The sequence below is a fragment of the Ramlibacter sp. PS3R-8 genome, assembly GCF_037572435.1.
In the GTDB taxonomy this organism is placed as follows: Bacteria; Pseudomonadota; Gammaproteobacteria; order Burkholderiales; family Burkholderiaceae_C; genus Ramlibacter.
On record NZ_JBBHGT010000003.1, the window covers coordinates 262,260 to 280,137 of the forward strand.

Consider the following 17,878-nt stretch of genomic DNA (forward strand, 5'->3'; position numbering starts at 1 on the left):
ACCCGACCTACGAACCCTTCGAACACCGTAGGTCGGGTTCGCGCAGCGACCCCGACATCGCCCGCCGCGCGCCTTTACGCCGGCTTCAACAACACCACCACCGCCCCCGCCCCGCCTTCATCCGCCCGCGCCTGCACGAACGCGAGCACCTCGTTCTTCTGCACCAGCCAGCCGTGCACCTTGCCCTTGAGCACCGGCGTCTTGCCGGGTGAACCGAGGCCCTTGCCGTGCACCACCCGCACGCAACGCACGCCGCGCGTGACCGCGTCGCGCAGGAACGCCGACAAGGCCTCGCGCGCGTCCTCGCGGCGCAGGCCATGCAGGTCGATCTCGGCCTGGATGCTCCAATGTCCCCGGCGCAACTTGCGGGCGACATCGATGCCGATGCCCGGGCGGCGAAAGCTCATCGCATCGTCCACCTCCAGCAGCGTCGACGCATCGAACTCGTCGCTGATCGACTCGTGCAGCACCCGCTGGTCGTCCAACTGGCGCTGCGCGGGGATGGGCGCCGGCGGCTCCGGCACGTGATGCACGCGGCCGTGGTGCGGCAACTGCTTGACGACGCCGGCAGCGCGCTGGAACAGGTCGCGCTCGGCATCCGCCTTGCGCCTGGCTTCGGCGCGCGCGGCGGCCAGCTCGCGTTCGGCACGCTCGCGCTCCGCCAGGTGCGTGCGCATGGCCGCCAGGTCCTGCAACGACTTCGCCTTCAAAGGAGCCCTTTCTCCGCCATCGACAGCGCCTGCCCGGGTGCGACGATGACGTGGTCCAGCACACGCACGTCCACCAGCGCCAGCGCGGCCTTCAGCGTCTGCGTCAGCGCTTCGTCCGCGCGCGAGGGTTGCACGGTGCCGCTGGGGTGATTGTGGGCCAACACCACCGCAGCGGCGTGATGGTGCAGGGCCTTGAGGACCACTTCGCGCGGATACACGCTGGTCTGGGTCAAGGTGCCGCGGAACAGTTCTTCCATCGCGATCAGCCGGTTCTGCGCGTCCAGGAAGAGCGAAGCGAACACCTCGTGGGGACGGTGGGCCAGGTGCAGCTGCAGGTAATTCTTCACGGCGTCCGGGGAGCCGAACACCTCGCGGGCCTTCAATTGCTCGGCTACGGCGCGGCGCGCCAGCTCCAGCACCGCGATCAGCTCCGAGCGCTTGGCCGTGCCGCCCAGGCCGTGCACGGTTTTCAGCTCGTCACCGCTGGCGTGCAGCAACCCGGCCAGTCCGCGGAATTTGCCCAGCACCTCGTCGGCCATCTGGAACACGCCGCGCCCGCGGGTGCCGGTGCGCAGCAGCAGGGCCAGCAGCTCCGTGTCGCTGAGGGCGGACGGACCCCGTGCCAGCAGTTTTTCGCGTGGCCGGGCGTCGGCAGGCAGGTCTTTGAGCATCATCTCGGTGCCTTCCGCCCCTGACTTTTACAATGGGGCAAGTTTATCGAACACTTTCCATGGCCTCCTCTGCTCTCCGGGTGCAACCTGGCTCCTTCCTCACGCTGCATTACCGCCTGCGCGGCCCGGCAGGAGACATCATCAACACCTTCGAAGGCAAGCCCTCCACGCTGTCGCTGGGCACCGGTGCGCTGTCGCCCGCCCTGGAAGAGCGGCTGCTCGGCCTGGAAGAGGGCGCACGCGCTTCTTTCGACCTGCCCGCGGGCCTGGCCTTCGGCGATCGCAACCCCGACATGGTGCAGTGGGTTGCCCGCAAGCTCCTCGTCCAGATGGGGGACCCGGACGAAAGCTACGGCATCGGTGACGTCGTCACGTTCCCGACGCCGGACGGCCAGGGCCAGTACGCGGGCTCCGTGCGGCAGATCGGCGAGGACCGCGACGGCGACGGCAAGCCCGATGCCGTGCTGTTCGACTTCAACCATCCGCTCGCGGGCCAGCCTGTCACCTTCGAGGTGCAGGTGATCGGGGTGCTCTGATGGCCGCCCAGGAAATCCTGCTGGCCGAGCCGCGCGGCTTTTGCGCCGGCGTGGACCGCGCCATCGACATCGTGGAGCGCGCCATCGAGAAATTCGGCGCGCCCATCTACGTGCGCCACGAGATCGTGCACAACACCTTCGTCGTCAACGACCTCAAGGCCAAGGGCGCCATCTTCATCGAGGACCTGGCGGACGTGCCGCCCGGCGCCACGCTGGTGTTCTCCGCGCACGGCGTCAGCAAGGCGGTGCAGGCGGAGGCGCAGCAACGCGGCTTTCATGTGTTCGACGCCACCTGCCCGCTGGTGTCCAAGGTGCACATCGAAGTGGCCAAGCTGGCGAAGGAAGGCTACGAATTCATCATGATCGGCCACAAGGGCCATCCGGAAGTGGAAGGCACGATGGGCCAGCTGGACCACGGCATCCACCTGGTCGAAGACGTGGCGGACGTGGCCGGCGTGCAGCCCTTGCAGACCGAGCGCCTGGCCGTGGTCACCCAGACCACCTTGTCGGTGGACGATGCGGCGGAGATCAGTGCGGCGATCAAGCGCCGCTTCCCGATGATCCGTGAGCCCAAGCAGCAGGACATCTGCTATGCCACGCAGAACCGGCAGGACGCGGTGAAGGTGATGTCGCGCGACGTCGACGTGATGATCGTCGTGGGCAGCCCGACCAGTTCCAACAGCAACCGGCTGGCCGAACTGGCGCGCAAGCTCGGGGTGGACAGCTACATGGTCGACCACCCCTCGGAGCTGAAGGCCGAATGGCTGCATGGCAAGACCCGGGTCGGCCTGACCGCGGGCGCCTCGGCCCCCGAGGTGGTGGTGCAGGAGGTGATCGACCGCATCAAGGCGCTGGGCGCAGTCTCCGTGCGCAAGATGGACGGCATCCAGGAAACGGTGAAGTTCCCGATGCCCAAGGGATTGAGGCTGTAAGCCTGTCATCCCCGCCACTCTCCGTCATCCCCGCCACTCTCCGTCATCCCCGCGCAGGCGGGGACCCAGGGCTCCCTCCCCCGAACCAATGACCCCATCCGACATCCTTGCCGCCGCGGCACGTTTCGCCAGCGACGGCCGCGGCTTCGTGCGCCGCACGCCGCTGTGGAAGCTGCCCGCCGCCGAGCTCGGCGTCGCCGGCGGCGAGGTGTGGCTGAAGCTGGAGCACCTGCAGGTAGGCGGCAGCTTCAAGGCGCGCGGCATGTACAACCGGCTGCTGGCCAACCGCATCCCCGCCAGCGGCGTGATCGTCGCGTCCGGCGGCAACGCGGGCATCGCCACCGCTGCGGCTGCGCGCGCGCTCGGCGTGCGCTGCGAAGTGTTCGTCCCCACCGTCAGCAGCGCGGCCAAGCAGGCCAAGTTGCGTGAGCTGGGCGCGCAGGTGGTGGTGACCGGCGCCGCTTATGCCGACGCGCTGCACGCGTGCCTCGCGCGCCAGGGGGAGACCGGCGCGTTGCTCACGCATGCCTACGACCAGCCCGAAGTGGTGGCCGGCGCAGGCACGCTGGCGATGGAGATCCAGGAACAGGGCGGCGATGCGCCGGACAGCGTGCTGGTCAGCGTGGGAGGCGGCGGCTTGATTGCCGGCGTCGCGGCCTGGTTCGAAGGCGCCAGCCGCGTGATCGCGCTGGAGCCCGAGCTGGCCCCGACGCTGTACCGCGCCCGCGAAGCGGGCGTGCCCGTCGACGTCGCCGTCAGCGGCATCGCTGCCGACTCCCTGGGCGCCCGGCGCATCGGCGCGATCGCGTGGGAGATCACGCAACGGCATGTGGCCGATGCGCTGCTGCTGCCGGACGCCGCGATTCGTGCCGCGCAGCTCACGCTCTGGAAGGAATTCAAGCTGGCCGTCGAACCCGCGGCCGCATTGCCGCTGGCGGCGCTGCAGACCCGCGCCTATGTGCCGGCGTCGGGGGAAGTTGTGGCGCTGATCATCTGCGGGGCGAACGTGGATCCGGCGACGTTGGCCTGATCACTCGCAACTCACCATCCACGGCACGCCGAACTTGTCCTGCACCATGCCGAAGTGCCCGCCCCAGAACGGCGGCGCGAACGGCATCCGCACCTGGCCGCCGTCCGCCAGCGCGTCGAACACCTTGCGCGCACGCTCCACATCCTGCTTGATGTAGACGGAAACGGTGAAGCCGTTGTAGCCATTGAGTGCCATGCCCGGCGGCAAGTCGCTGCCCATGATCTGCGCGCCTTCGGCTTCCAGCGTGGCGTGCATCACCTTCTGCTTCCAGTTGGCGGGCAGATCCTTGTCCATCGGCGATCCTTCGTAGCGCATCAGCGTGGAGATCTTCCCGCCCAGGCAGCGAGCGTAGAAATTCAGGGCCTCTTCGCAGTTCCCCGCGAAGCTCAGGTAGCAATCCAATTGCATGGTCATGGCGTCCTCCAGGGTGGGTCGATCATCGTACTCAGGCGGCGGAATAAAATCATCCGATGCTCGACGTCAACCTGTTACGAAAAGACCTTCCTTCCGTGGTGGCACGGCTGGAGGCCCGCAAGTCTCCCCAGGCCTTCCTGGACGTCGCGGCCTTCCAGGGCCTGGAAGCCGAGCGCAAGACCATCCAGACGCGCACGGAAGAGCTGCAGGCGCGCCGCAACCAGCTTTCCAGGCAGATCGGCCAGTTGAAGGCGAAGGGCGAGTCCGCCGACGCCGTGATGGCCGAAGTGGCGCAGGCCAAGGTGGAGCTGGAGCAGTCGGCCGCGCGCCTGGAGCAGATCCAGCCCGAGATGCAGGCGCTGCTGCTGGCCGTGCCCAACCTGCCGCACGAGAGCGTGCCGGTCGGTGCGGACGAGAAGGCCAACGTCGAAGTGCGCAAGTGGGGCACGCCCGCGAAGTTCGGCTTCCAAGCCAAGGACCACGTGGACATCGGCGAGCCGCTCGGACTGGACTTCGCCGCCGGGGTGAAGCTCAGCGGGTCGCGCTTTACCGTGATGAAGGGACCCATCGCGCGGCTGCATCGCGCGCTCGCGCAATTCATGCTGGACGTGCAGACGCAGGAGCACGGCTATACCGAGTGCTACACGCCCTACATCGTCAACGAGGCCACGTTGCGCGGCACCGGCCAGCTGCCGAAGTTCGAGGCCGACCTGTTCGCGGTCAGCAAGGGCGGCCAGGAGGGCCTGGGCGACGAGGACCAGCAGTCGCTGTACCTGATCCCCACCAGCGAGGTGACGCTGACGAACTTCGTGCGCGACGAGATCCTGGCGGAGTCGCAGCTGCCCATGAAGCTGACCGCGCACACGCCCTGCTTTCGCTCCGAAGCGGGCAGCGCCGGGCGCGACACGCGCGGCATGATCCGCCAGCACCAGTTCGACAAGGTCGAGATGGTGCAGGTCGTGCATCCGGACAAGAGCTACGAGGCGCTGGAGGAAATGACGCGCAACGCCGAAGCCGTCCTGCAGAAGCTGAAGCTGCCCTACCGCGTGATGCTGCTGTGCAGCGGCGACATGGGCTTCGGCGCCGCCAAGACTTACGACCTGGAGGTGTGGTTGCCCGCGCAGGACACGTACCGCGAGATCAGCTCCGTGTCGAACTGCGAGGCCTTCCAGGCGCGGCGCCTGCAGGCGCGCTTCAAGACGGCGCAGGGCAAGAACGAACTGGTCCACACGCTCAACGGTTCGGGCCTGGCCGTGGGCCGCACGCTGGTGGCGGTGCTGGAGAATTACCAGAATGCGGATGGGAGCGTGACGGTGCCGGAGGTGCTGCGGCCGTATCTGGGAGGCTTGGAGCGGCTGGCTGCGTAGGGCGGGTTGCGGCGGAAGCCGCACCCCGCCGTCGGGCTCCCGGCACCCGCTACAATAGCTGCCTTCGCACCACGCGAACCGAATTCAGGAGAGGTGGCAGAGTGGTCGAATGTACCTGACTCGAAATCAGGCGTAGGGGCGACCCTACCGTGGGTTCGAATCCCACCCTCTCCGCCATAGACATAGGCCTGCCGCTATCGAACACATAGCGCCAGGCCTTTTTCATTTTCCTGTGGCGGGCTTGTTGCCCTCCCGCGAGCGCCTGCCCTGGCGAAGCATTCACGGATACCGCATGGTGCGTTCATCGACTTCGGCGCTCCGCGTCGCGTCCCGGCCAGGGTGCATTCAAATCCAAGTACAACTCATCCTGCCCCGAGCATCGCCATGGCCTGCACCAGCTTGTCGGGGTTGCGCTGCACATGGACACGGACGATCCGTTGCCCGTCGAATTCCATCGACTGTACTGACTCCAGCTGCCCGTCCATGAAGCGCAGCAATCCCCAGTGGCCATTGATCATGGCGAGCTGCATTCGCAGTCCGTTCCCATAGCGAAGGTGCGCCGCGTAGAACAGTTGTGCAATCCGCTGGCCGCCGCGCAGCGGCTGGGCGAAGCTGTTGACCTTGCCGCCACCGTCGCCTATCAGCTCGGCATCCTCGTCCAACAGCGACTTGAGCGAGGCGAAGTCCCCCTGTGTGGCCGCCGCGGCGAAGCGGCTGAGAAGCTGGTGGTGGACGTCCTTCGAAACGCGAAAGCGTGGCTGGCCGTCACGCAGCTGCTCTTTGGCGCGGTGGACCAGCTGGCGACAGGTTGCTTCGCTCTTTCCGATGACCTCCGCGACTTGCGGGTAGTCGACGTCGAACACCTCACGCATGAGGTAGGCTGCACGTGCTTCCGGAGCAAGCTTCTCCAGCAATACGAGGAACGCCACCGAAATGTCGTCGGCCCGCTCCAGCAATTCTTCCGGCGTGGGCGGCGACATTGAAAGAACGGGCTCGGGCAGCCACAAGCCAGGATAGTGCTGCCGGCGCACCTTGGCCGCCCGCAGACGGTCAAGCGCGAGCCGGCTGGTGGCTGTGACGAGCCAGGCCTCCACGCTTTCAAGACCGCCGGGATCTTCAATTTCGCTCCAGCGCAACCAGGCGTCTTGAACGACCTCTTCGGCGTCCGGCACCGAGCCGAGCATCCGGTACGCGATGCCTTGCAGCTTGCGCCGGGACGATTCGAACACCTGCGCTGCATCGTGCATAAGGCCTTAAAGGATGATGTGGTTGACCGGACGCGTCAGCCGGGTCGTTTGCACCTCGCCCAGCATGGTTCGCAGCTCATTCTCCAGCAACAGGCAGATTTGAGTGATCGGGACGTCATTCGCCGCGCCTTCAAACGGATTTTCCGTGCTCTCGCCCACCTGGTCGAGCGCGACATACAGCCAGGAAATCAGCACGCTGAACGGGATCGCGAGGCAAGTGACCAGCAATGAGGAAATTGCGGGGAAACTGCTGGCGGCACGGGCAAATTCCGCCGCCAGCCCGAACGGCAGCAAAGCCGCAAAGCTCCAGACAAAGATGCTGTTGACGATGGCGTATTGGCGCGGGTAAGGAAAGTTCTTGATCCGCTCTGCGCGCGACTGTTGGTCCAGCAGATCCTTGATCGTCTTCTGCATTTCGGTGTGGTGCAGCACGACGATCTGCTGCTGCGTGTAAAGCGCGCGGATGGCTTCGCTCTGGAGCGACAGCAGCCTTGTCGCCTTGCCGGGCGCATCCGTTATTTCTGCCAACTCCTCATCGCTCAGATATGGCCGCAATGCTGTGGAAAGCGGCGTTTGCCTTTCGGCGACGATCAGCGTTTTGCCGTATTCGGCGTTCGATGCGCTGCGAGCTGTCTCCCACGGCCGTGGACTGCGCAACTGATAGCGCAGCGCCGTCAGCCACGCCAGATGGCGCAGCGTCAAAGCCCGCGCCTGGTCCCCGTGTACAGGGAAATCCCGGCAGATCAATCCCCAATACCGGCTGGAGGCGGCGATGGATGTCCACACTTGCTGAGCTTCCACGGTGCGCTGGTAGGTCTGCGCATTCTTGAATCCAACGATGAACGAAGTGGCGGTACCGAGCACGGCCACTGCCACCCAGGGTATGGCGAGCCCCTGCCAGCCGGCGTATTCAACCAGCAAGACCGGCAACGACGACAGCGCGACCAGTAGATACAGCTTGCGGCGCGTCCACCGCAAGAATTCCGGCAACCGATATGACTTGCCGACGTTCAATGCGCGCTCACGTTGCGCTCGCCAGCCACGGGTCGAGTCTTGCGGCGCCCAAGCGCGCGCCGCCGGCCGGGACCAGCGTGCCAGGTTCCAGTACGGCACCGAAATACGGCGCGGCCGGATCCGCGATCACTTCGCGGTCATCTCCCTTGGCGCGGAAAAACCGGCGGACCAGTTCGCTCATTGTCATTCGCTCGGGCCCAGCGATCTCCACTGTGCCATTCAGCGGCAAGCCCAGTGCGATGTCGCGCATTGCGTCGGCCACATCGTCGGCGGCAATCGGCTGGATGGATGCCGATGAAGCTCGCACCACCGGTCCGTCGCCGACCGACTGGGCGATCGCAGCGACGAATTCGAAGAACTGGGTCGCCTGAAGGATGGAGTAGGGGATGCCCCCGGCTCGAATCAGGTCTTCCTGCACCTGCTTGGCGCGGAAGTAGCCGCTTTGCTGCAGGCGAGCGGTGCCCACCACCGACAAGGCGACGTGGTGGCGTACGCCGGCGCGCGTCTCGGCGGCCAGAAGGTTGCTGCCCGACTTTTGAAAAAAGGACAGTACGGCGTTGTCCTCGAAACTGGGTGAGTTGGCAACGTCCACCACGACGTCAGCACCTGCCAGTGCGGCGTCGAGCCCTTCCCCGGTAAGCGTGTTGACGCCCGTGTTGGGTGAGGCGGCCACGGCCTCGTGGCCGCTGGTGCGAAGGCGTTGGACGAGCCTCGAACCAATCAAGCCGGTTCCGCCGATGACGACGATCTTCATGGAGTTCTTTCGATAACGGTAAGTGGACGCGCCGCAAAGCGAGACCAAGAAAAGCCCCGCCACCCTTGCTAGACGTTCGGGGAAGGGCGCTTGTGACAGCGCGGGCCAGAAAAACTAGGCAAATCGATGAGTTCGACCCATCGGATTGGCTCCATTCACTTCGGCCACATGCGAATTGCCGGCGTGAGAGTCGACGGCCTCTTGACTCGCCCAGCGGTCGATGATGTCGGACCGGCAGTCGGCGCATCATGGCGTCTCACAAGGAGACAGCCATGAATGAGGAAGAGCTGAACATCAGCATCCGCAAGTTCCTGAAGATGGTGGGCGTCAATTCGCAGCGCGAGATCGAGCACGCCGTTGCGCGAGCGGTGCAGGAAGGCGCGATTTCGGGCACGGAAACCTTTCCAGCCCGGATGACGCTGGAGATCGCCGGGCTGGGACTGAAAACCCCATTCGATGGAGAAATCAGGCTGGAGGCGTCTGGCCCCGCGTCCTGAAGTGCTCCAAGCCGATCATTGACAAGCTGGATCAGGCGATCAATCGCGCGCTGCAGGAGCCGGACCTTGCGCAACGCATCACGACGCCGGGCAATGTGGTCGGCGGCGGCACTCCCGAAGAATTCGGTTCGTTGATCTCGGCCGAGACGGCACGCTGGACCCGGCTGATCAAAGAAAAGGGCATCAAGCCGGAATGAGCGAAGAAACGCGCGGTCTACGGCGCGAGGGAGTGGCGGATCGGCCTGGTCCACGTCCATTGCGCAACGAAGGGCTCGCCGGCGCGCAGCGCATCGCCGGGGCGCACGCTGGTTTCGCTCAAGAGCAGTACAGCGTGAGCTCCCAGCAGGACCGGGGAGATTCCGCCCGGCACGCTGGAGTGGCGCGGCAAATCGACGGCGGGCGGCTGCAAGGGCGAGCAGGAAAGTGCGTCGGGACAGATGCATGGTGCCAGGAAGCGGCGCGGGGCTGGCTGCATCCGGCTCCGGAGGCTATCCCGCAATGCCGCCGGCGCTGCTCATTGCGCCCTCGATCTTGCGCACTTGCTGCGCCAGTTCACGGGCTATCTCGGCGCGCCGGTCGACCGTGAGGCGCGACGAGATGGCCGCGATGCTGAAGGCGCCGACCGGGTTCCCTGCCGGGAACGCCATGCCCACGGCGGCGGTGCCAGGCGTCAATGCGCTGTCGAGGAAGGAGTAACCCTGCGTCCTGCCGCGCGCAACGGCGTCACGCAGGAAATCGGCCGTGAATCCGGCGAACTTCTCATAGCGATGGCCGTTGGCGGCGATGATCGCCTCGGCTTCCGCCTCGTGCATCCGGCAGAGGATGGCGAGCCCGCCGGCGCCGACGCCCAGCGGGCGGCGGATGCCGATGTCCAGCGCCATGGCCTTGATCGGGTAGTCGCCCAATGCCCGGTTGGTGCACACGGCCTCCATGCCGCTGCGCTCGCTCAGGTAGACCGTGTCCTGCGTCACGTCCGCAAGACGGTGCAGCGCGCCGTCGCAAAGTTCGCTCAGGCGATAGCGCGGCCGCGCCAGCAGGCCCAATTCATGCAGGAGTGGCCCCAGGAAGTATTTGCGGGTGTGCGCCTCCCTGCTGACCAGACCTTCCATCTCGAGCCGCTGCAGCATGCGAAAGCAGGTCGATTGCGGCAAGCCGCTGGTGACGGCGACCTCGGCGATCCGCATGCCGCCGCGCCCGCGCGATGCGACCACGCGAAGCATGCCGACAACGCGCTCGATGCTCTGGGTGCCGGTTCTGGAGCTGCCTTCGGGTGGGGTCTGCACTTTGGCGATTTGACTTCTCCTGCAAGCACGACGGCGTCCGACTCTAAATTAAATCCACATTGTGGATAAATAGGGGTTTACCTCCTGCGTCGGCAGAGCCGACAAACTCTGTAATTTGGTCCCCGCATTTGAAACACACGAAATCCACGATGTGGTTTTTTAGGAGGCCTCGATGCCCCAGACGATGACCGAAAAGATCCTGGCCCGCGCCAGCGGCCGCGAGAGCGTGCGGCCGGGGGAAGAATTGATGGCGCGACCCGACTTCGTCATCGCTTACGACTTCCCGGGCTACACCGACGTGTTCTTCAAGGAAGCCAAGGAAGACTTCGGCGTTGACAAGGTGCCGGGCCCCGAACGCTTCGTGCTCTTTATCGACCACATGGTGCCGGCGACCGCGCCCAAGGAAGAGGAGATGCACAAGGTGACGCGCGCCTGGGGCAAGGCCCAGGGCGTTCCGGTGCACGAGCGTGAAGGCATCGGCCACCAGGTCTCGGCCGAACTGGGCTATGCGACACCCGGCGCCTTCGCGGTGCATTTCGACGGCCATGTGAGCCAGCTCGGCGCCTTCGGCACCCTTGCCATGGGCGTGCGCAAGGGCGTGATCGAGGCCTTCGTCAGCGAGCGGATGGCCCTGGTGGTTCCCGGCACGGTCAAGATCACGATCACGGGCTCGTTGCAGCCCGGCGTGATGGCGCGTGACGTGTTCCATCACATGGTGCGCGTGCTCGGGCCGTCGTCCTGTCGCTTCAAGGTGGTGGAGCTGGGTGGCCCGGTGATCGATGCGATGAGCATCGAAGGCCGGCAGACCATCTGCGGCCAGGCCATGTTCCTCGGCGCCACGACGATGCTGATTGCGCCCGACGCCAAGACGCTGGCCCATGCGAAGGGCCGCAGCAAGATCGAGCTCGATGCAGTCTATCCCGACGTCGATGCGGTGTACGACCGGGAAGTGACGATCGACGTCACCGACCTGACCCCGATCGTTGTGGCGCCGCCCAGCCCCGCCAACACGCGCGACCTCACCGACTATGTCGGGCTCGAGGTCCACACCGGCTACCTGGGCTCCTGCGCCAGCGGCCGCCTGGAAGACCTGCGGGTGGCTGCCGACGTGCTGCGCGGCCGCAAGATCAAGCCCGGCTTCCAGCTGCACGTGGTGCCGACGTCGCAGGCGATCATGTCCCAGGCCGCCCGGGAAGGCCTGATCTCCACCCTGGTGGACGCGGGCGCATTCATCAGTTCCTCCAGCTGCGATTATTGCTATGGGCGCATCGCCACGATGAGCGACGGACAGCGCGCGGTCTCGACCGGCACGCTGAACACGCCCGGCCGGATGGGCAGCGCCGACTCGGAAATCTTCATCTGCAATGCGGCGGTGGTCGCCGCTTCGGCGATCGAGGGCTGCATTGCGGATCCGCGCCCGTACCTGGCCGCCGCCGCCCCCGCCGCCATCGAAGGGAGCGTCGCATGAGCCTGCCCAACCTGCAGGGCCGCGCGGCCTGGATCTTCAAGGAAGACGATTTCGACATCGACCTGATCATCGGGATCAAGAACATCAAGCTGTCAGACCTGCAGGAACTCGCAGCGGTCACCATGACCACCTACGACCCCGACTTCGCCAGGTTGGTGAAGAAGGGCGACCTGCTGGTGGGCGGCCACAACTTCGGTTATGGGCACCCGCACTATCCGGCGATGCGCGCCATGCGCCACCTCGGCGTGGCCGGCGTGATCGCCGAGTCTTTCTCGCCCGGCTTCTTTCGCGGCGAAATCAGCATGGGCTTTCCGCTCATCACCTGCCCGGGCATCCGGGCGATCACCACGCGCTGGGATGAACTGAAGGTCGACTGGGACGCACTGACCGTCACCAACCTCGGCAGCGGCAAGCAGCTGCCTTTCGAAGCGCTGTCGTCGATCGAGCGCGGCACGCTGATGGCAGGGGGCTTCATCCCCTATCTCAAGGCGCGCCTGGCAAAACAGGACCAAGCCACACCGGCGAGAGCCTGATCTCTATCCACCACCAAGGAATCTCCATGACTGAGCTTCGCAAGATCATGCGCACCCGGATCAACTCGGGACCCACTTTCTTCATGGCCGGTGCGCAAGACGCGCTGTCCGCCCTGCTTGTCGACCAGTCCGACTTCGACGGCGTATTCACGACCGGCTTTGGCATCGCAGCCTCGCTCCTGGGGCAGCCGGACGTGGAGCTCTACACGCTCACGGAGAATCTCGGCGTGGTGAACCGGATCTCCAACATCGTGAAGAAGCCGATCGTTTCCGATGCCGACACAGGCTATGGCAACGTGATCAACGTCGCGCGCACCGTGCGCGAATTCGAGAAGACCGGGGTGGCGGCGATCACGCTGGAAGACCAGTTCAGTCCCAAGCGCTGTCCCGCGGCTGCCACTTCGATGTCGGTGATTCCGGTGCGCGATGCCGTCGCGAAAATCCGTGCCGCCGTGGATGCGCGCCAGGACCCGGACTTCATGATTGTCGCGCGCACGGACGCGGTTGATCCCTCGGAGGCGCTGGATCGCGCTGCGCAATATGCGGAGGCGGGCGCCGACCTGGTCCAGCCCATCTCCCGCACCTTCAAGGGCTACGACGACCTGGTGAAGCTCAAGGCAGTTTCGGGGCGGCGCCTGTCGCTACAACTCATGCAGGGAACATGGATGGCAAAACTCAGCCGCGAGCAGATCGAATCGGTCGCCGCTTTCGCCACCTATCCGGTCGTGTCGCTGATGACCATCACGCACGCACTGCAGGAAAACCTGCGCGTGCTGGCCGCGCGGCGCAACGGGGACGTTGACGGCCTGCCCTGCGGGCAGACCACGATGCCGGATTTCAAGCAAGTGATCGGCTGGAAAGCGATCGAGGAGCGCCAGGCCTACTACGAGCTCGGCGCCGCGCCGCTCAAGCGCGCCGCCTGAACACTGGCGGCCAATCAACACTTTCAGCCATTCAACACTTTCAACAGGAGACAACATGGTCAATCATTTGAAGAATCTGGTCCGGTTAGGACTGACGTGCGTGCCGTTGCTGGGCGTCGGCTCCGCCGCATGGGCCGTCGATGCCGGAACCTACAAGATCGGTTTCATTGCCGACCGCACCGGCCCCGCCGCCTTCGCCGGCGTGTCATACGCCCGCGGCGCCGAGCTGGCCATCGAGCAGATCAATGCCGGCGGCAGCCTTGGTGCGGGCGCAAAGCTCGAGCTGACCGAGCGCGAAGGCAGCAGCGACGCGGCCAAGAGCATCCAGGGCTACAACCAGCTGATCGCAGACCGAGGCGTGATCGCCACCAGCTGTTGCATCTTCTCGGCGATCGCCGGTGCGCTCAAGCCGATCGCCACGACCAACAAGGTCCCGCTGGTGTTCTACGGCGCCACGGCGCCGGGCCTGCCGGCGCCGCCCTGGGTCTACAACGTCACCGGCCTGCCGGGTCCGCAGGAGGTGGCGATGTCCAAGCACCTCGCCGAAACGCTCAAGCCCAAGACGGTGGCCTACTTCGTGCTGTCGGACAACGACGCCTTCCAGGCCCGCTTCAAGGCCAGCCAGGCTGTCCTTGAAGCGGCCGGCGCCAAGACCGCCGGCGTTGTCACCGCGCTGGGTGCGGACACCGACTTCACGGCTCAGGCCACGCAGGTCATCGCGCTGAAGCCCGACCTGATCATGGTCTATGTGACGCAGACCCCGGCGGCCAGCTTCATTGCCGCCGTGCGCGCCCGCGGCTGGACCGGCCGCATGGCCGCCAACGATGCGGTGTCGACCGCGGGCGTGTTCAAGAAGATCGGGCCGGCGCTGGCCGGCGTGCCGTTCCCGGTCAACTTCTCGCCGGATCTCACCGACGCAGCTGCAGGCAAGGCCTTCGTCGCCTCCTACAAGAAGAAGTTCGACGCCGAGCCCGACGTCTATTCCGCGCAGGGATTCATGGCGATGCAGTTCATTGCGCAGGGCCTGAGGTCGCTGTCGGGGAAGCCGACGCGCGAACAGCTTGGCGAAGCGCTGGCAAAGGTCACCGTGATCCCGAACGACGTCTACGGCGGCGTCAACGTGGTCAACGGCCAGGTCGAGAGCAAGCAGATCCTGTTCCTGAACTGGTCCGCCGACGGCAAGGTCGTCCCCTGGAAGCCCTGACGCCATGGAGCTGTTCGCGTCCCAGTTGCTGAACGGCCTGTCGCTCGGTTCGCTGTATGCGCTGTTCGGCATCGGTTTCGGGCTCGTCTTCGCGACGATGGGTATCCTCAATGCCGCCCAGGGCTGCTATGCGAGCTGGGCCGCGATCATCGGGCTGGCAACCGCAGAACACCTGAAGCTGCCGTTCCCCCTGGTCATGCTTGCCGGGGTGGCCGCAGGGGCCATCGTCGCGATTGGCGTCGACCAGATCGGCTTCCAGCCGCTGCGCAAGCGCGGCACCGACATGCTGGGGGCGCTGATCACGAGCATCGCGTTCTGGATGATCCTGGACAGCCTGGCCGGCTTCGCGACCGGGCAGCAGAGCCTGAGTTTCCCCGTCACGAGCTACCCGTCACAGATGCTGCTGACTGCGCCCGTGCCCTTGCCTGCGATGCAGCTCATCACCATCGTGGCGCTGGTGGTGGTGGCCGCCGGCATGCACTGGCTACTGGCGCACACCAGCCTGGGCTCGGCGATCCGCGCGGTCGGCTGGAATCCGGTGGCTGCCGCGCTGGGCGGCGTCAATAGCCGCAACATCATCCTGCTCACGGCGGCGCTGGCGGGCGCGATCTCGGGCATTGCCGGCTCGCTGGGTGGCATCCTCACTTCCAACGTGTCGTACTCGCTCGGGCAAAGCCTGATGCTCAAGGGCTTCGCGGCGGTGGTTGTCGGCGGCTACACCGACGTGCGGGGCACGGCCATCGCCGGCATCATCCTGGGGGTGCTGGAGGTCTTCGTCGGCCAGTACATCTCGACCGCGCTGCGCGACGGCTTCACTTATTCGCTGCTGCTGATTTTCCTGCTGGTGCGGCCGCAAGGCCTGTTCGGCAGCCGCAGCTTCACCCGCGCCTGATGGAATCGATTCCATGGAAACTCTGAGCGACCTCTGGGCCACGCACCGAAGCACGGTGGCCTTCGCCATGGTCAACACCCTGTTCGCGCTGAGCACTTATGTCGTGCTGGCGGCTGGCTTCCTGAGCTTCAGCACGGTGGTGTTCGCCGCTGTTGGCGGCTTCCTGGGCGCGCAACTGGTCGTGCACGGATACGGGCTGCCGCTGGCCTTTCTGGCGGCGGCGCTGGGTGGGCTGGGGATGTCGCTGATCGTCGCCGCCGTCTTCCTGCGCCTGAACAGCCACTGGATGGCGCTGGCCAGCCTGGCGCTGGTGCTGATCACGCGCGTGGTGGTGCTGAACGCCCCGGTGCTGACTGGCGGCGTCAACGGCCTGAGCCTGCCGATCCCGCTGCCCATGGACTGGCTCACCGGCGTGCTGGTGGTCGTCGTGATCGGTTTCTATGCGTTGCACCATTCCTGGTTCGGCATCGCGTCGCGTGTCCTGCGCGAAGACCCGGCGGTCGCCGCCTGCATGGGCGTGGACTTGCGCAAGGTGCAGCTGATTGCTTTCGCCATCAGCGGTGCGGTCGGCGGGCTGGGTGGCGTGGCGATGGCGCTGCTGCTGCAATTCATTTCGCCGGACACCTTCTTCCTCGGCATCGCCTTCACGATGATCGCGGCGACCGTGCTGGGCGGCTCGTACCACTGGTTCGGTCCCGTCGTCGGCGCCGTCGTCTACACGGCGCTGCCCATCGTGATGCAGGCCGCGGTGCCCCAGGTGCAGGACGTCGCCAACGGCGTGGTGCTGCTGTTGATCATGATCTTCCTGCCCCGTGGGCTGATCGACCCGCGCGCGTTCCGGATGCGGCAGGCCTCGCGCCACAAGCCGGCATGAGCAGCCCTGCAATGACCGCGCTGCTGGAACTGCAGGGCGCGACGAAGACCTTCGGCGGCGTTTCCGCCGTCGACCAGCTCACGTTCAGCGCGCCGCGCGGCCGCGTGACCGGCCTGATGGGGCCCAACGGGGCAGGCAAGACCACCGTCATCAACCTCGTGAGCGGATTGCTGCACTGCGATGCGGGCAGCATCCGCCTGAACGGCACCGAGATCTCGCAGTCCAAGCCGCATGAGATCGGCGCGCTGGGCCTGGCGCGCACGTACCAGAACGTGCGGCTGATCTCCGGGCTCACAGTGCTGGAGCAGGTGATCGCCGGTTCCTTCCTGAAGCGCGAGACGTCCTTCATGGCGAGCCTGCTACATACGCCGGCGGCGCGCCGGCGCATGCGCGCGGTCAGCGACAAGGCCATGCACCTGCTGGAGCGCGTGGGCATGGCCGGTTCGGCCCACGTGCTGGCCGAGACCCTGTCTTACGGCGAGCAGCGGCGGGTCGAGATCGCGCGGGCGCTCGGCGCCGACCCCGTCCTGCTGTTGCTCGATGAGCCCACCGCCGGCATGAACACCGCCGAGTCGACCGAGATCGGCCGGCTGGTGCACCGGCTGCGCGACGAAGGGTTGACCATCGTGATGGTGGAACACAACATGAAGCTGGTGGTCGACTTCTGCGACAGCGTCGTCGTCGTCAACTTCGGCCGCCTGATTGCCGAAGGCACACCGCAGGAATGCATCAAGAACTCCGACGTCCAGGACGCCTACTTTGGCAAGCGACATCATGCTGACGGTCTCCGAGCTCTCGGCTAGCTACGGCGCGATCCGCGCCGTCGACAAGGTCAGCCTGCAGGTGCCGGCCGGCGCCTTCGTTGCCATCCTCGGCTCCAATGGCGCAGGCAAGTCGACGACGCTGCGCAGCATCGTCGGCCTGCACCGGCCGATCCGCGGCACGGTGACGCTCAACGGCGGCGATGTCTCGCGCCTGGCGCTGCACCAGATCGTGCGGCTGGGCATGGGATTCGTGCCGGAAGGCCGCATGGTCGTCGCCCCGCTCACCGTCGAAGAGAACCTGCGGCTGTCATCGCACGCGGGCCGCGGGCGCCATGCCGAACACCTGGAGCGCGTGTTCCAGCTGTTCCCGCGCCTGAAGGAACGCCGGCGCCAGATCTCCGGCCTCATGAGCGGCGGTGAACAGCAGATGCTGGCCATCGGCCGCGCGTTGATGACCGGCCCCGAGATGCTGGTGCTGGACGAACCGTCGATGGGCCTGGCGCCATCGATCGTCGACCTCGTTTTCGAGGCCATCGTGGACCTGCACAAGCAGGGCCAGTCGTTGTTGCTGGTGGAGCAGAACGCTTCGATCGCGCTGGAGGTGGTCGAATACGCGTACTTCATGAAGCGGGGCAGCATCGTGCTGGAAGGCAAGCCCGCCGACCTGCGCAACTCGCCCGAGGTGATGGAAGCGTATCTGGGCTAGGAAGCTCTGTTCGACCCCGATCAGGTTTCCGCGCGTATTGATGATGTATGCAGTGCGAT

General features: G+C 66.0%; 20 protein-coding genes and 1 tRNA gene. 14 read left to right on the top strand and 7 right to left on the bottom strand.

Features of this window, described 5'->3' with window-relative positions; translation table 11 throughout:
- Nucleotides 1–74: 74 nt before the first annotated feature.
- Nucleotides 75–710: a Smr/MutS family protein gene (locus WG902_RS12650; protein ID WP_340060444.1), complete on the bottom strand. Its 636-nt coding sequence runs from the start codon at nucleotides 708–710 to the stop codon at nucleotides 75–77.
- The gene (gene radC / locus WG902_RS12655) at nucleotides 707–1,384 is read right to left on the bottom strand and encodes a RadC family protein (RefSeq protein WP_340060445.1); all 678 of its coding nucleotides are present in this window, start codon (nucleotides 1,382–1,384) and stop codon (nucleotides 707–709) included. Before radC ends, WG902_RS12650 begins: the two co-directional genes overlap by 4 nt.
- A 56-nt stretch (nucleotides 1,385–1,440) precedes the next feature.
- Between radC and WG902_RS12660 the strand changes: the two genes are divergently transcribed.
- From WG902_RS12660 to WG902_RS12670, 3 genes are all read left to right on the top strand, one after another.
- A complete protein-coding gene (locus WG902_RS12660) occupies nucleotides 1,441–1,917 on the top strand; it encodes an FKBP-type peptidyl-prolyl cis-trans isomerase (RefSeq protein ID WP_340060446.1) in 477 nt (158 codons plus the stop codon).
- On the top strand, nucleotides 1,917–2,849 hold the full coding sequence (ispH, locus tag WG902_RS12665) for a 4-hydroxy-3-methylbut-2-enyl diphosphate reductase (RefSeq protein WP_340060447.1): 933 nt from the start codon (nucleotides 1,917–1,919) through the stop codon (nucleotides 2,847–2,849). Before WG902_RS12660 ends, ispH begins: the two co-directional genes overlap by 1 nt.
- Nucleotides 2,850–2,937: 88 nt before the next feature.
- Nucleotides 2,938–3,879, top strand: coding sequence for a threonine/serine dehydratase (locus WG902_RS12670; protein WP_340060448.1), 942 nt, complete (start codon nucleotides 2,938–2,940; stop codon nucleotides 3,877–3,879).
- Here WG902_RS12670 and WG902_RS12675 read toward each other — a convergent pair whose 3' ends face one another.
- Nucleotides 3,880–4,293, bottom strand: a complete 414-nt coding sequence (locus WG902_RS12675; protein ID WP_340060449.1) for a VOC family protein — start codon at nucleotides 4,291–4,293, stop codon at nucleotides 3,880–3,882.
- A gap of 56 nt (nucleotides 4,294–4,349) precedes the next feature.
- Between WG902_RS12675 and serS the strand changes: the two genes are divergently transcribed.
- On the top strand, nucleotides 4,350–5,660 hold the full coding sequence (gene serS, locus WG902_RS12680) for a serine--tRNA ligase (protein ID WP_340060450.1): 1,311 nt from the start codon (nucleotides 4,350–4,352) through the stop codon (nucleotides 5,658–5,660).
- Nucleotides 5,661–5,747: 87 nt separating this feature from the next.
- Nucleotides 5,748–5,837 (top strand) — tRNA-Ser (locus tag WG902_RS12685).
- Nucleotides 5,838–6,022: 185 nt separating this feature from the next.
- On the opposite strand, the gene WG902_RS12690 is transcribed toward WG902_RS12685, so the two are convergent.
- From WG902_RS12690 to WG902_RS12700, 3 genes are read right to left on the bottom strand one after another with little or no spacing between them, the layout of a single operon-like run.
- Nucleotides 6,023–6,907 (bottom strand): RNA polymerase sigma-70 factor, encoded by an 885-nt coding sequence (locus WG902_RS12690; RefSeq protein ID WP_340060451.1) that lies wholly within the window; start codon nucleotides 6,905–6,907, stop codon nucleotides 6,023–6,025.
- 6 nt (nucleotides 6,908–6,913) lie between these two features.
- Complete coding sequence (locus WG902_RS12695) at nucleotides 6,914–7,921, bottom strand: bestrophin family protein (protein WP_340060452.1); 1,008 nt, start codon at nucleotides 7,919–7,921, stop codon at nucleotides 6,914–6,916.
- Nucleotides 7,922–7,928: 7 nt separating this feature from the next.
- Nucleotides 7,929–8,675, bottom strand: a complete 747-nt coding sequence (locus WG902_RS12700; RefSeq protein WP_340060453.1) for an SDR family oxidoreductase — start codon at nucleotides 8,673–8,675, stop codon at nucleotides 7,929–7,931.
- Between the two features lie 272 nt (nucleotides 8,676–8,947).
- Here WG902_RS12700 and WG902_RS12705 point away from each other — a divergent pair, with 272 nt between their 5' ends.
- Complete coding sequence (locus tag WG902_RS12705; RefSeq protein WP_340060454.1) at nucleotides 8,948–9,172, top strand: DUF6494 family protein; 225 nt, start codon at nucleotides 8,948–8,950, stop codon at nucleotides 9,170–9,172.
- 488 nt (nucleotides 9,173–9,660) lie between these two features.
- On the opposite strand, the gene WG902_RS12710 is transcribed toward WG902_RS12705, so the two are convergent.
- Entirely contained in the window at nucleotides 9,661–10,455 is a 795-nt protein-coding gene (locus WG902_RS12710) for an IclR family transcriptional regulator (RefSeq protein WP_340060455.1), read from the bottom strand.
- Nucleotides 10,456–10,627: 172 nt separating this feature from the next.
- On the opposite strand from WG902_RS12710, the gene WG902_RS12715 reads away from it, so the two are divergent.
- The 8 genes from WG902_RS12715 to WG902_RS12750 are packed head-to-tail and all read left to right on the top strand — an operon-like array spanning nucleotide 10,628 to nucleotide 17,819.
- A complete protein-coding gene (locus WG902_RS12715) occupies nucleotides 10,628–11,923 on the top strand; it encodes a 3-isopropylmalate dehydratase large subunit (RefSeq protein WP_340060456.1) in 1,296 nt (431 codons plus the stop codon).
- Nucleotides 11,920–12,456 carry a 3-isopropylmalate dehydratase gene (locus tag WG902_RS12720; protein WP_340060457.1) on the top strand — a complete coding sequence of 179 codons (537 nt, stop codon included), beginning with the start codon at nucleotides 11,920–11,922 and terminating at the stop codon, nucleotides 12,454–12,456. The genes WG902_RS12715 and WG902_RS12720 overlap by 4 nt, the downstream gene beginning before the upstream one ends.
- Nucleotides 12,457–12,482: 26 nt before the next feature.
- Nucleotides 12,483–13,379, top strand: a complete 897-nt coding sequence (locus WG902_RS12725; RefSeq protein WP_340060458.1) for an isocitrate lyase/PEP mutase family protein — start codon at nucleotides 12,483–12,485, stop codon at nucleotides 13,377–13,379.
- A 55-nt stretch (nucleotides 13,380–13,434) separates the two neighbouring features.
- On the top strand, nucleotides 13,435–14,583 hold the full coding sequence (locus WG902_RS12730) for an ABC transporter substrate-binding protein (RefSeq protein ID WP_340060459.1): 1,149 nt from the start codon (nucleotides 13,435–13,437) through the stop codon (nucleotides 14,581–14,583).
- Nucleotides 14,584–14,587: 4 nt separating this feature from the next.
- Nucleotides 14,588–15,475 carry a branched-chain amino acid ABC transporter permease gene (locus tag WG902_RS12735; protein ID WP_340060460.1) on the top strand — a complete coding sequence of 296 codons (888 nt, stop codon included), beginning with the start codon at nucleotides 14,588–14,590 and terminating at the stop codon, nucleotides 15,473–15,475.
- 13 nt (nucleotides 15,476–15,488) lie between these two features.
- Nucleotides 15,489–16,349 (top strand): branched-chain amino acid ABC transporter permease, encoded by an 861-nt coding sequence (locus tag WG902_RS12740; protein ID WP_340060461.1) that lies wholly within the window; start codon nucleotides 15,489–15,491, stop codon nucleotides 16,347–16,349.
- Complete coding sequence (locus WG902_RS12745) at nucleotides 16,346–17,152, top strand: ABC transporter ATP-binding protein (RefSeq protein ID WP_340060462.1); 807 nt, start codon at nucleotides 16,346–16,348, stop codon at nucleotides 17,150–17,152. Before WG902_RS12740 ends, WG902_RS12745 begins: the two co-directional genes overlap by 4 nt.
- Entirely contained in the window at nucleotides 17,124–17,819 is a 696-nt protein-coding gene (locus tag WG902_RS12750) for an ABC transporter ATP-binding protein (RefSeq protein WP_340060463.1), read from the top strand. The genes WG902_RS12745 and WG902_RS12750 overlap by 29 nt, the downstream gene beginning before the upstream one ends.
- The last annotated feature ends 59 nt before the right edge of the window (nucleotides 17,820–17,878 follow it).